This is a genomic window from Enterovibrio coralii (genome assembly GCF_001559595.1).
In the GTDB taxonomy this organism is placed as follows: Bacteria; Pseudomonadota; Gammaproteobacteria; order Enterobacterales; family Vibrionaceae; genus Enterovibrio; species Enterovibrio coralii.
Window position 1 is genome coordinate 416,078 of sequence record NZ_LNTY01000034.1, and the last position, 13,366, is coordinate 429,443.

10 protein-coding genes, 1 tRNA gene and 2 pseudogenes are annotated in these 13,366 nt (G+C 48.8%); 8 read left to right on the top strand and 5 right to left on the bottom strand.

What is annotated here, in order from left to right; genetic code table 11:
- Positions 1-262 precede the first annotated feature (262 nt).
- From ATN88_RS13260 to ATN88_RS13275, 4 genes are all read right to left on the bottom strand, one after another.
- The gene (locus ATN88_RS13260) at positions 263-772 is read right to left on the bottom strand and encodes a VC2046/SO_2500 family protein (protein ID WP_067416615.1); all 510 of its coding nucleotides are present in this window, start codon (positions 770-772) and stop codon (positions 263-265) included.
- A 151-nt stretch (positions 773-923) separates the two neighbouring features.
- The gene (locus ATN88_RS13265) at positions 924-2,192 is read right to left on the bottom strand and encodes an O-acetylhomoserine aminocarboxypropyltransferase/cysteine synthase family protein (protein WP_067416617.1); all 1,269 of its coding nucleotides are present in this window, start codon (positions 2,190-2,192) and stop codon (positions 924-926) included.
- Between the two features lie 184 nt (positions 2,193-2,376).
- On the bottom strand, positions 2,377-3,048 hold the full coding sequence (locus ATN88_RS13270) for a YoaK family protein (protein WP_067416620.1): 672 nt from the start codon (positions 3,046-3,048) through the stop codon (positions 2,377-2,379).
- A gap of 164 nt (positions 3,049-3,212) precedes the next feature.
- Positions 3,213-3,497 (bottom strand): 2Fe-2S iron-sulfur cluster-binding protein, encoded by a 285-nt coding sequence (locus tag ATN88_RS13275; protein ID WP_067416623.1) that lies wholly within the window; start codon positions 3,495-3,497, stop codon positions 3,213-3,215.
- Positions 3,498-3,645: 148 nt separating this feature from the next.
- Between ATN88_RS13275 and ATN88_RS27370 the strand changes: the two are divergent.
- From ATN88_RS27370 to ATN88_RS13290, 3 genes and pseudogenes are all read left to right on the top strand, one after another.
- Positions 3,646-5,149 (top strand): annotated as a pseudogene (locus ATN88_RS27370) (FAD-binding domain-containing protein).
- Between the two features lie 52 nt (positions 5,150-5,201).
- Positions 5,202-6,314 carry a GGDEF domain-containing protein gene (locus tag ATN88_RS13285; protein WP_232313193.1) on the top strand — a complete coding sequence of 371 codons (1,113 nt, stop codon included), beginning with the start codon at positions 5,202-5,204 and terminating at the stop codon, positions 6,312-6,314.
- Positions 6,315-6,770: 456 nt separating this feature from the next.
- A pseudogene (locus ATN88_RS13290) lies at positions 6,771-7,579 on the top strand (diguanylate cyclase domain-containing protein).
- 96 nt (positions 7,580-7,675) lie between these two features.
- Here ATN88_RS13290 and ATN88_RS13295 read toward each other — a convergent pair.
- The gene (locus tag ATN88_RS13295; protein ID WP_232313195.1) at positions 7,676-8,125 is read right to left on the bottom strand and encodes a low molecular weight phosphatase family protein; all 450 of its coding nucleotides are present in this window, start codon (positions 8,123-8,125) and stop codon (positions 7,676-7,678) included.
- A gap of 297 nt (positions 8,126-8,422) precedes the next feature.
- Between ATN88_RS13295 and ATN88_RS13300 the strand changes: the two genes are divergently transcribed.
- The 5 genes from ATN88_RS13300 to ATN88_RS13320 all read left to right on the top strand — a co-directional run bounded on the left by ATN88_RS13300 (position 8,423) and on the right by ATN88_RS13320 (position 13,343).
- The gene (locus ATN88_RS13300) at positions 8,423-9,463 is read left to right on the top strand and encodes a substrate-binding domain-containing protein (protein ID WP_067416628.1); all 1,041 of its coding nucleotides are present in this window, start codon (positions 8,423-8,425) and stop codon (positions 9,461-9,463) included.
- Positions 9,464-9,530: 67 nt separating this feature from the next.
- Positions 9,531-10,913, top strand: a complete 1,383-nt coding sequence (pstC, locus tag ATN88_RS13305) for a phosphate ABC transporter permease subunit PstC (protein WP_067416631.1) — start codon at positions 9,531-9,533, stop codon at positions 10,911-10,913.
- Positions 10,906-12,207 carry a phosphate ABC transporter permease PstA gene (gene pstA, locus ATN88_RS13310; RefSeq protein ID WP_067416634.1) on the top strand — a complete coding sequence of 434 codons (1,302 nt, stop codon included), beginning with the start codon at positions 10,906-10,908 and terminating at the stop codon, positions 12,205-12,207. Before pstC ends, pstA begins: the two co-directional genes overlap by 8 nt.
- 127 nt (positions 12,208-12,334) lie before the next feature.
- Positions 12,335-13,087, top strand: coding sequence for a phosphate ABC transporter ATP-binding protein PstB (gene pstB, locus ATN88_RS13315; protein ID WP_232313258.1), 753 nt, complete (start codon positions 12,335-12,337; stop codon positions 13,085-13,087).
- 165 nt (positions 13,088-13,252) lie between these two features.
- Positions 13,253-13,343: transfer RNA gene (locus ATN88_RS13320), tRNA-Ser, on the top strand.
- Positions 13,344-13,366: the final 23 nt, after the last annotated feature.

The following is a 13,366-nucleotide window of genomic DNA, read 5'->3' on the forward strand; positions in this document are numbered from 1 at the left end:
CGACCTTTTCTTATATTTTCGATCTAACACAATTTCCACCCAGAATGTTAACAACTTATACCCAGCTTTTTCAGGGGTGGATAACAATCTTGGACCAAGATTTGTTGATGTGGTGTGAAATTGTTCAAAAAAGGTTGTGTAAACTGTGTGCAAAATTAATTTATTAGTTAGTGATCACAGTTTGCTTTTTTGAGGTGGAAGAAGTTGATCCAGTAAATTAGCTGTGATAAGTGAAACTAATAAAGTCAATAATTACAATGGTTTAAACGGTGGTGTTGAGCTCTTGGAAGCGTTTTGACAGCACCAGTTGGTTATAGAGATTTACCGGATCATATGCGGTGAGGTTTGGTTTTTCCTCTGCAAGCTGTCTTCTCGTGTGACCGGACAGATTATGATAAACATCTTCACCCAAATCATGGGTTCCATGGGCAGGAAAATGTAAAGCACTCGGTGTTACGCAATGATTAAAACGCGCACTGGTAATGCTGGAAGAATGGAAGGCACTGGCTTGCTCACCACACAATTCATAGTCAATCTCCTCGGCAGCCAAACGGTTAGGTTCTGGCAATTCCAATGCTTGACGAAGCATTGCATCTGTCGTCTTTTCTGGATAGGTAGGGTTGAGCGGTGTGGTTTCAGTGGCATCGCCAGAAAGAAGAGCCAACATGAGTGCAAAATCCGAACGACGGCCTTGCGTTACGGCGTGGCTAAGGTGATTCCCTAGCTGTACATCCGTAATCAAATTGGCTTTGTCGAGCGCGTGTACTTGCATAATTCTCAGTCAGTATCTTCGTTACCTCTTGGTTATCGACCGTTTGCGGCTGAGCTTTAGCAAAAAGATGTGCTTTTTCTTTGAGTTAAATGAACAAAAAAGCCCGCAGGAATGCGGGCTTTATCGTGTTTATCGCTTGAACGTCGGTGGGTTAGGCGTTCAGTGCCTGCTCGAGATCGGCAAGAATGTCATCAATGTGCTCAATACCCACAGAGAGTCGGATCATTTCCGGTGATACGCCTGCTTGCGCTTGCTCGTCAACGCTCAATTGGCGGTGCGTGGTTGAAGCAGGGTGACAAGCCAGTGATTTCGCATCGCCAATGTTTACCAAACGCTTGAACAGACCTAGTGCATCGTAGAAGCGCACGCCCGCGTCGTAACCATCTTTCAAACCGAAGGAAAGGATCGCTGAAGGGTTGCCCTTCATATACTTCTGCGCCAGCGCATAGTGCTCAGACTCTGGTAGCCCAGCGTAACTTACCCAGCTAACTTTCTCATGACCTTGCAGGTACTCGGCGACTTTCTTCGCGTTTTCGACATGACGCTCCATACGCAAAGACAGCGTTTCCAACCCTTGCATCAGCATAAATGCGTTCATTGGTGAAAGCGCAGCCCCTGTGTTGCGCAGAGGCACCGTACGTGCGCGGCCGATAAACGCAGCTTCGCCAAAGGCTTCTGTGTAAACCACGCCGTGGTAAGACGGCTCTGGTTGGTTCAGCACAGGGAAACGATCTTTGTGCTGCGCCCAAGGGAATTTACCCGAATCAACAATCACGCCACCCAACGTTGTACCGTGGCCGCCGATGTATTTCGTCAGCGAGTGAACGACAATGTCTGCGCCAAATTCAATGGGCTTACACAATGCTGGCGTTGCCACTGTGTTATCCACAATCACAGGTACACCTTGTGCGTGCGCCAGTTCAGCCACGCGGGCGATATCAATAATGTTGCCTGCCGGGTTACCAATGCTCTCGCAGTAAACCGCTTTGGTGTTTTCATCGATAAGTTCAGCCAGTGATTCTGGCTTATCATCTTTAGCGAATTTCACTTGAATACCTTGTTTTGGCAACATGTGCGCGAACAAGGTGTAAGTGCCGCCGTAGAGCTGAGGCGTTGAAACGATGTTATCGCCAGCTTCCGCCAGAGTGAGGATTGCATAGTTAATGGCTGCGCTACCTGCACTAACCACCAAAGACGCAAGACCGCCTTCCAATGCCGCCATACGTTGCTCTAACACATCATTGGTTGGGTTCATGATGCGCGTATAAATGTTGCCTGGTACTTCAAGGTTGAACAGGTCTGCGCCGTGTTGGGCACTGTCAAACTCATAAGCAACCGTTTGATAAATCGGGGTCGCAACAGATTTGGTGGTTGGGTCGGTTTGATAACCCGCGTGGATGGCTAACGTTTCGTCTTTCATTGTTCTTCCTTGAATGTAGTGAAACAGCAATTCTTCACTATGGCACAAACCGGAGAACTGTAAATTGTCGAGGCTCAAGATTCTATGATGCGAGACAGACTGGGCGGTTTGAGAGGGTGGCAGAAGAGATTTGGAGCAAAGGAGGGAGCGTAGCGCGAAGCATTGAAGCCTCGCGCTGTGGTTGTTATCTCATGCGAATTCTGGCTTGCCACATATGAACGCGGTAAACCACCGCCAAAGTGACACAAACACCGGCGGGTACCATAAAGCTGTTCGCTCCCATGACAGGGAAAAGAATGCCACTCAACACACCGCCCATTACAAAGCCTGAGACAATCACCAGAAACAGTACCAATTTGCGCTTGTTAAGTGGTTGGCCTCTTAACAGCGCGCCAAACATCAAACCAAGGTCGGTAATGATGCCTGTGATATGGGTAGTGCGAACTATGGCCCCACTGTAGCTGGTGACCAACGCATTTTGTAAGCCACATGCGGCAGATGCCAAGTACAGTCCATAAATAGCGTTTTGCGAAAGTGGATAGACTGCACCCAATAACAAGGCGGCTTCGATAATGAGCAAGAGGTCATAGCGACGACCCAATGCCAGCGTACCGTCTTTGAGTACCAAGCCGGAGAGCATGGCTCCGCCGAAAAAGCCCGCCACGATAAAAAGCAGATGGATCAGTTTTACCGGGTGGTCGTTGATGAAATCCGTTCCAATCAGTGTTGCCGTCCCAGACAAGTGAGATATGGCCTGATGCTCAAAACCGAGCAGGCCAATGCCATTTATACACCCAGCGGTGAGGGCGAGAATAAATGCACCGTATTCAACCCATTTGGGTAGTTTGGAAATCACGGGTTAACCTTCGAAGATTGACGAGAACATGAACGTTTTCCGATTATCGCGGAAAAGGGCAGGAATTTTACACCAAATGTGTTCAAAACTCGCGAGTTAGATAGGAAAACATTGCTTTCACGGCGTCTTGTTTGGAGGAAAGCAAAACGCCGCGAGAAACCAGACTAATTCAACGCATCAACAGTGATATCACCATGGAGTTTGCATTGGCACGCGAGACGGCGATTTTCGCCATCCATGTCTAAATCAGAGAGGAGATCCTGTTCCTCTTCTGTTCGAGGGCTGAGGTTGTTCATACCGGATACGACATCAATCAGGCAGGTTCCACAGGCCGCTGAGCGGCAGCCAAACGGTACTTCGCTTTTTCCTGTATCTTCCATATCAATCAGCGAACTTCCGCTTGCCAGTTCCACTGAGTTGCCTGTTTTACTAAAGGTGACTCTCGGCATCGCTCTTGCTCCTTAGAATTATCATTGCTCTAAGAAAGAATAGTTGTTGTCTCAGCAAGATGCCGCTGTTCTTAAGGACTTTGCGAAGAGATCGAGAACTGCGTCCATTTCGTAAATACCCCGTTTAGAGAATCCGTTTGATGGGCATATGCAGCAAGCTTCTGGGCAACACAAACACGCGATCAACCTTGTCTGGTTCAAAAGAGACCTGAGGCTCACCGATCACCAGCCGCTATTGTCGGCAATCGAAGAGGGTAAGCCCATCCTTCTACTTTATGTGTTTGAACCTTCGTTGTTGGCCGACGCACATTACTCAGAAAAACACTGGCGATTCGTCTGGCAATCACTCGAAGATATAAACGCACAGCTCGCACCATTTAATGCCTCGGTAACTGTGATGCAGGGAGAGATCATCGACGTACTTGAACAACTGACTGCTGATTTTGAACTCGAAGGGATCTTCTCTCATGAAGAGGTGGGAATGGCTATTACCTTTGCGCGAGACAGAGCGGTGTCTGCGTGGTGTGAACAGAAAGAGATTCCGTGGAACGAATACCAACACGGCGCAGTGATTCGTGGTGCGACAAACCGCGTGACTTGGGACAAAGCGTGGTCCAAGTACATGAAGGCACCGATTGAGACTCCTGATTTCAGCAAAGCGGCTTTGTTGGCGTACGAGCACCTGAGGGATTTAACGTTGTGCCAGAACCGTCATGGACGAAGAAAAAGCGTGGCGTGCAGACAGGAGGTTCCACCTTAGCTTGGCGAACACTGCATGATTTTTACGACGGGAGGGGTAAGGACTATGCTTCAACATCTCGAAGCCGTTAAAAAGTCGCACTCATTGCTCAAGGCTTTCACCGTATCTTGCGTGGGGTAACATCAGTTTAAGAGAGGTGTATCAAACCGTGTTGGCAAACTGGTCAAGACCGGGTTGGCGGCGTTCCCTGTCGGCTTTTTCTTCCCGGCTTCACTGGCATTGCCACTTCATCCAAAAATTTGAAAGCGAAAGTGACATGGAGTTTCGCGCCGTCAACCGCGGTTATGCAGACTTTCCGTATCGCCAAGACGAAAACATCGCAAACGATCTTGCCGCATGGGAAACGGGAAGAACGGGATACCCGCTAGTTGATGCATGTATGCGTTGTTTGAATGCGACGGGCTACATTAACTTTCGCATGCGTTCTATGCTGGTGAGCTTTCTTTGTCACCACCTCAACATTGATTGGCAATGCGGGGTGAAGCACCTTGCTCGCTGCTTTTTAGATTTTGAACCCGGCATTCACTATGCGCAGTTCCAAATGCAAGCCGGCATTACAGGCACCAATACCATTCGCATTTATAACCCGACCAAACAAGCGACAGAACATGACCCTGACGGTCAGTTCATCAAGCAATGGGTGCCCGAACTTCGCGATTTACCCGTTCCCTTGTTGTTTGAGCCTTGGCTGATAACACCACTTGAAGCAGAAATGTATAACCTTCATCTAAGGGAAGAAGGAAGCTATCCGCAGCCAATTATTGATTTGGAAGATGCCGCTAAAGCAGCTAGAGAGCGACTTTGGGGCTGGAGAAAGCGTGCAGATGTCAAAGAAGAGAAGGTGCGAATTTTAGGGAGACACGTGCGACCAGATAGTCGAAAGCGTGACTAATTTGCCTCCTGTGCTATTCCTTTGAGTACAGATAACAAAATAAGAAGCCATTATGTCGCCAGAATATCCTTCGCCCGAGGAAGGGCTCGTCATCCGCAAATTTTTATCAACAATCCCAATGATTGCGCGCCAGAAAGATGAAAGCTTTTCGGTTTGGAGTCAGGGGTTGTTACGCGCTGGTCTCGAGTATTTCGGGGCGTCGGAAGGACGTATTGCGCGTATCAGCAATGACGAACTCTACATCGTCGACAGGGTAAATGATGATGTCACGTCGTCGAATACCGGAGAAAACGTCTTCCCGCTGGCAGCGACATTTTGTAGCGTCACGTCGAGTGAGCCAAAAGCAATATTGGCACCCGATACCTCCAAACACGCTGAGCTGGCTGCCCATTCTGCATATATCACCCAGCCGCCTGCATACTGGGGGATTTGTCTTTACTTTGGCGGGGCGGTTTGGGGCACATTGAGCTTTAGCAGCGACATCATAGGTCGAGAGCAAGCAGACGATGAACATGTGTTGCGCATGCTTGCCAGCTTGATTGAACTCAGGTTGGAGAACGAAGAGTTGCGTGAAGAGAACAATGGCGCGAGAGCGTCGCTTTCAACCATGAGCCAGCGACTGGAAAGCCTGCAATTGTTTGACTCACTGACCGAGTTACCCAACCGACGCGCCTTGTTTGATCATCTCCACCGCGAGCTAAACCAACTCATCCGCCGCAACGGAGAAGGGGCGATAGCCATCGTGGACATCGATTATTTCCGCATGCTCAATGAAAAACACGGCCATGAAGAGGGCGACAGCATCCTGAGGGGCGTGGCAAACGCGCTTCGACAAGCGGTGAGAAACTATGATTTTGTCGCGCGTTACAATGGCGAGCAGTTCTTGGTTTGGCTGCCGGACACCATGCAATCTGAAGTGGTTAAAGTGTGCGAGCGTATGTCTGAAAACGTGTCGAATTGCGAGATAGAAGGGAAACCAATCACCATCAGCATCGGCTTCTGCGCGTTTCATGGTGAAAGTGAAACACCGCTGTCCTATTCTAGAACGCTGGATAAGCTCATCGACCTTGCCCATCAGGCACTCAACACCGCGAAAGCCAACGGGCGTAACTGCGCCGTGGCATCCTCCAATCGTCCTATTCCTATCAATACATTAGCGAGCTGAAATAAGGCTAGACAATGAGCCATGTTTCATAGTTATACTCCGGTAAGGAACTGCCGGAGTTTTATACACGCGCGCTGAAAAATTAACCGCAAGATTATCTGCACCTAAAGACAAGGTGCGGCACTTCAATGCGGTAGACTGTATTGTTTCTCATCACATCAATCGTATAGGTAACAAAAAGACATGGAAATGTCGGAAAGCGAAAAGGTGATTCGCCGTTTGTACCAAATCACCAACGATTTTGATAAAGGCTTGGACCATCAGATCAACGAGTTGATCAAGATGGGGCTTGAGCGTTTTGACTTGGATATCGGTATTCTGTCCTCTATTTCGGACGGTCGATACGTTGTAAAAAATGTCGTCTGCCCAGAGGCTGTGCCACTTCAACCTGGTGCTGAATTCTCCTATGACCTTTCCTACTGCTGGGTAACGTTGGGAGCCGACGGTCCGGTTGCGATGGAGAATGTCGGGGAAACGGACATTTTAGGAAATCATCCCGCCTACAAAGAATTTGGTCTGGAGTCCTACATCGGTGTGCCGATCCGCGTAAACGGCGAGGTTTACGGCACGCTGAACTTCACCAGTCCTAATCCTTATCCGCGAAAATTTAAAGACATCGACATTGATTCACTGTGTTTAATGGCGTCGTGGATTGAGGTGGAGCTTGCTCGTGCACAGCAGCGAGAAGAGCTGGAGCGATTGAATCGCAAACTGGAAACGCTGGTTCGTACCGATCCGTTAACGGGCATTCCTAACCGTCGTTACTTGTTCGAACACATAGAGCAGAACATCAACCTGCTTAATCGCCGCTGCTCAAAAGGTGCGGTGGTGGTTGTCGATCTTGACCATTTCAAAACAATTAACGACAAGTTGGGCATTTACGTGGCGATGATGTGCTGGTGGAAGTCGCCTTAGTGCTGAAAAACGTCCTGAGAAGCTATGACTTTGTTGGCCGATATGGCGGGGAAGAATTCCTGTTATGGCTTCAGGATATCGACCTCAAAGAGGTGAAAACCGTTTGTGGTCGAATTCAGTCGGGACTCACCAAAATGCCCTTTGAGGATTTCAGTGTGACGGCCAGTTTGGGCGTTTGTCATTTCTCTTTCCCTAAAACCATCAAACTGGACGAAAGCAAGTTGGTTGAGCAACTCATCGCCCGTGCGGACAAAGCCTTGTACCAAGCGAAAGCGCAGGGCAGAGACCGTTTTGTGGTTAGCGGTGAAGATTCATTAGAGCTTGGCAAGATGAATGATGCATTCGCCTAGTCACTTACGAAGCTGAACGAAAAGGGGCGAAAGCCCCTTTTTTGATCGATTCATTTCGTTTGAAATACAGCCTAACGAAAACGCATGTATCAGAGCTCAGCGGTAAAGATATACAGAGAGAAAATAGTTAATTTGATCGTTGATGTATTTGACGATCCGCTCTTGATCTTCTGCTTCACCGCCTTCGGTAATATCCCATGGAATAAACTTCTCGTAACGAGGGAGCTTCTTACCCGATTGGACGGAAGATGGCGATAGCGCAATCAGATAATCAAAGTCGTGATTGGTATAAGCGTCGATAGGGTCAAGATGTTTGTCTGTGCAATCGATGTTGTAGTGTTTCAGTGTGCGGCAGGCGGGCTCGATGTTGCAATCTTCGTTGGTGTAGGCAGACAGGCAGTTGAAGTAGGTGTCGGCTTTGTGATTTAGAATCGATTGTGCCACCAACGAATACCCTTTCTTGCCATCGCAAAGAAAAAGCACGCTGGGTTTGGTGCGTTGTTTAAGTGCGGCCTCAAATCGATCATCTGTCAGTCGCTGCGTCATTTTCCCTCTCTTAATCCATTTTTATTATTCTCCGCTACTTCGCGCTAAACATCCTGCTGTTGGAGAGAAGCCTAATAACCTAGGTTGATTTTGTTGCACTCTCGTGACGCATTGATGTATTTGATGCTTCAGTTTGATGACATACAGATATGTAATCAAATGTTCACATTTTGTTAAGGTTAGTGTCACGTGGGTTCTCTAAGTTTTACTCAGTTTTTAAGCAAACTCGAAAGTGGTCAATAGCACGATATCTTGCTAACCACTTCATTTAAAAAGACTATCGACTTGGAGGTTGATGTGAAACTTAAGGCTCTGATTGCAGCTTCTGCGCTATGTGTAACAACATTCGCCGCAACAAATGCTGCTGCTGCATCACGTGACTACATCAGTATTGTTGGTTCTTCAACAGTCTACCCATTTGCAACCGTTGTAGCGGAACGCTTCGGTCGCACCTCAGAATTTGCTGTGCCAAAAATCGAATCTACGGGTTCTGGCGGCGGTCTGAAACTTTTCTGTGCAGGTGTTGGCGAGAACACGCCAGACATCACTAACGCATCGCGCAAAATCAAAAGCTCTGAAGTAGAGCTGTGTGCGAAGAATGGCGTTAAAGACATTGTTGAAATCAAAATCGGCTACGATGGCATCGCTTTCGCGAACTCTAAAAAGTCTGAGCAGTTTGATATCACTCTGAAAGACCTTTTCACTGCCCTAGCTAAAGTCGTTCCAGATGCAAAAGGTAATCTGATTGAGAACCCGAACAAAACGTGGAAAGACGTTAACGCATCTCTGCCAGCAACCAAAATCGAAGTACTGGGTCCACCACCAACATCAGGCACTCGCGATGCATTCGTTGAGCTGGCGATGGAAGGCGGTTGTAAGCAATACCCAGAGCTGAAAGCACTGAAAAAAGCGGACAAGAAGAAGTACAAAGCAGTGTGTCACGGCATTCGTGAAGATGGCGCGTTCATCGAAGCGGGTGAGAACGACAACCTGATCGTACAGAAACTGGATGCAAATCCTAACGCGTTCGGTATCTTCGGTTACAGCTTCCTTGAGCAAAACTCTGACAAAGTACAGGGCGCGAAAATCGGCGGCGTTGTACCTACGTTCGACGCAATCGGTGACGGCTCTTACCCTGTTTCTCGCTCACTTTATTTCTACGTGAAAAAAGCACACCAGAACGTGATTCCAGGCCTGCAAGACTACGTGTCGTCTTTCACGTCTGAAGATGCGATTGGTGACGAAGGTTACCTGACTGACCGTGGTTTGATTCCACTGTCTGCACGTGACTGGAAACTGGTTCGCAACAGCGCGGTTGATCTGAAACCAAACCTGTAATTGCTGAACCCGGGGTGGTGCGTGAAGGCGCACCACCTTTTGCTGTATTGGGACTTAAGGAAAAGGGATGCAGACGTCAACATTGATGGTGATAGTGTTGGTGCTGACCTTCAGCGCATACGTTCTTGCCAAAAAACGATCTCGGGAAGTGGCCACCGCAAAAGGTGGATTAAGCACATTACACTCCCGACCAGCCTACTATGGCTCTTTTGCTGCTATCTTGGCAGCAGTACCCGCTCTACTTCTTCTCATTTTGTGGCAGGCGATTGAGCCTGACTTGGTTGAGTCATTAGTGATGGCTCAAGTGCCGCAAGCGTTCATTGCTTCACACGAAAACAGCCAATTGCTGTTTAGCCAAATTACGCACATATCAAACGGTGTGCTGAAAACGGAAGATCCTGTGTTGCTGGCGGCGGCCGCGCATTACATCCATCTTGAACAAATCGGTCAGACGCTTCGATTTGTGGCTGTGGCTGCATTATCCCTTGTTGGACTAGCAACAGGCTGGCGTATTGTTCGCCCTAAACTGAAAGCGCGAAATTACGTGGAGAAATGCCTTCAGTTATTCCTGATGTTTTGTTCGACACTCGCCATTTTGACCACGTTTGGCATCGTCCTTTCTGTCCTGTTTGAAGCGATTCGTTTCTTCCAAATTATTCCGGTGACCGATTTCTTGTTTGGAACGGAATGGTCGCCACAAATTGCACTGCGCGCAGACCAACAGGGTGCGAGCGGCGCATTTGGTGCAATTCCGCTGTTTACCGGCACCTTGATGATTTCCTTTATTGCCATGTGTATCGCGGCTCCTATCGGCTTGATGAGCGCGATTTATCTTGCCGAGTACGCATCACCGAGAGTGCGCAATATCGTCAAACCGATTTTGGAAGTGTTGGCGGGTATTCCCACTGTGGTTTATGGCTTCTTCGCTGCATTGACAGCGGCGCCGTTTATTCGCGATATCGCGCATGCGATTGGACTTTCTGGCGCGTCATCAGAGAGCGCACTGGCCGCAGGGCTTGTGATGGGCGTGATGATCATTCCTTTTGTTTCGTCACTTTCCGATGACGTCATCACCGCGGTACCTCAAGCCCTTCGCGACGGTTCGCTGGGTCTTGGCGCAACGCGCTCTGAAACCATCATAAATGTCGTATTACCCGCGGCATTGCCGGGTATCGTGGGTGGTTTACTCCTTGCGGTATCTCGTGCCATCGGTGAAACCATGATCGTGGTAATGGCGGCGGGACTGTCTGCGAACCTCACCGCAAACCCATTGGATTCGGTAACCACAGTAACCGTACAGATAGTGACCTTGCTTGTGGGTGACCAAGAGTTTGACAGTCCGAAGACGCTGGCAGCATTTGCGTTGGGCTTGACCCTGTTTGTCGTGACCTTGGCCCTGAACTTTGTGGCACTTCGTATCGTGAAGAAATATCGAGAGCAGTATGACTGATAGATTATTGAAGATGGCCGAGACAAAACGCCAGCGTGTAAAAGCGGGTGTTGCGCGTCGTCGAGCCAAGGAAAAACGCTTCCGTTTTTACGGCATCGCTTCTATCTCAATGTCGTTTGCCTTTCTCATCGTATTGATGACAACCATTGTCTCTGACGGCTACACCGCATTTGCAACAACAGAAATTGAACTCAAGGTCGACCTGTCTCGTGAAGCACTGGGATTGGACAGCGGCGAGATAGACAAAAAAGCACTGATGCAAGCAAGCTTCCGTAAAGTGTTGCGTAAAGCCCTCATAGAAGAAGTGCCTGTGGAAGGGCGTAAGCAAAAACGTCAGCTTTATACCTTCATATCCAATGGTGCAGAGTACGACCTGCGTGACAAAGTCATTGCTGACCCATCCTTGATTGGCAAAACCATTTCATATTGGGCATTGGCCGGCGATAACTTTAACCAGTTCAACAAAGGCAACATCAAAGCCAGCACGCCAGAAGACGGCCGTCAGTTCAAAAACAACCAAGTTGAGTGGTACAACGAACTGGTTAAAGAAGGCAAAGTACGCACTGTCTTCAACAAGAACTTCTTTACGAATGGTGATAGCCGTGACGCCGAGCTGGCAGGTATCTGGGGCGCAACGGTAGGGTCTTTCTATACCCTGCTCGTTACGCTGGCACTTAGCTTCCCAATTGGTGTGTCTGCCGCTATTTACCTTGAAGAGTTTGCGCCACGTAATCGCGTGACAGAGCTGATTGAAATCAACATCAACAACCTTGCCGCTGTTCCATCTATTGTGTTTGGTTTGCTCGGTTTGGCAGTGTTCTTGAACGTGGCAGATTTACCGCGCTCGGCCCCTGTTGTTGGTGGTTTAGTACTCACGCTGATGACACTTCCAACCATCATCATTTCAAGCCGTGCAGCCATCAAAGCGGTGCCGCCTTCCGTGCGTGATGCCGCGCTCGGCGTGGGCGCATCCAAGATGCAAATGGTGTTGCACCATGTTCTGCCGCTCGCGATGCCAGGCATGCTGACAGGCACCATCATTGGTATGGCACAAGCACTTGGCGAAACCGCGCCACTTCTGATGATCGGCATGGTGGCATTCATCGTTGATGTGCCGGGTGGCCCGCTAGATGCAGCGACTGCGCTACCAGTGCAAATTTACCTGTGGGCGGAAAACCCAGAGAAAGGTTTTGTGGAAAACACGTCGGGCGCAATCATGGTATTGCTGGCGTTTTTGGCATTTATGAACGCATGTGCCGTGATCATGCGTAAGCGCTTAGAGCGCAGATGGTAGGAGTAGGGACATGACAACCACAATCGAACACACTGGCGGGTTCCCGCCTAGCAAAACAGTCGTAGCAGCCCAAGAAACGGCCGCACCAAAAGAGACCTGCGGTATACCTTATGTGACAGCCCCACGTATGACAGCACGCAACGTTGTTGTTAGCTATGAAAACGGTGCGAAGTCAGCCATTCGTAATGTAAACCTCGATATCGGTGAAAAACAGGTGTTGGCCATGATTGGTCCGTCAGGGTGCGGTAAATCGACCTTCCTACGTTGTTTGAACCGTATGAATGACACTGTACCGGGCTGTGAGGTTAAAGGTGAAATCTTGCTAGATGGTCACGACATTTACGCCAAAGAGCAGGAAATTGTTGAGCTTCGTTCACAAGTCGGCATGGTGTTTCAGCGTCCTAACCCGTTCCCCAAATCCATTTACGATAACGTGGCTTATGGTCCGCGTATTCATGGCTTGGTAGACACAAAAGACGACTTAGATGGCGTGATAGAGCAATCACTTCGCCGTGCAGGTCTTTGGGAAGAGGTGAAGAACCGCTTAGATCAGCCCGCGACAGGTCTTTCTGGTGGTCAGCAGCAACGTTTGTGTATTGCGCGCACCATTGCGATAGCGCCAGAAGTAATTTTGATGGATGAGCCGTGTTCGGCGCTTGACCCTATCGCAACGGGTATCATTGAAGATTTGATTAACGAGCTAAAAGAGAATTTCAGCATCGTGATCGTTACGCACTCGATGTCACAGGCTTCACGTGTTTCTGACCGCACCGCTTACTTCCATTTGGGCGATTTAGTGGAAGTGAATGACACCAAGCGTGTGTTTGAAGACCCAGAGCACAAATTGACCCGCGATTACATCAGCGGTCGATTTGGCTAATAGTGACATCAAAAAACACAAAGCGGGCAGTGCCCGCTTTGTTCATTTTTACCGCAGGGTGATTCTGTACTGAGCGATATGTTCAAACCCTGTGCAAACAAACGAATTTCTTTAAAATCAGGCTTTACAAGTTCCGCAGCCCTTTGTAATATTCGCCGCACTTACGGAGGGATGGCTGAGTGGTTGAAAGCACCGGTCTTGAAAACCGGCATACGTTAATAGCGTATCTAGGGTTCAAATCCCTATCCCTCCGCCAAATTAGAAAAGGCCGCTGAATCA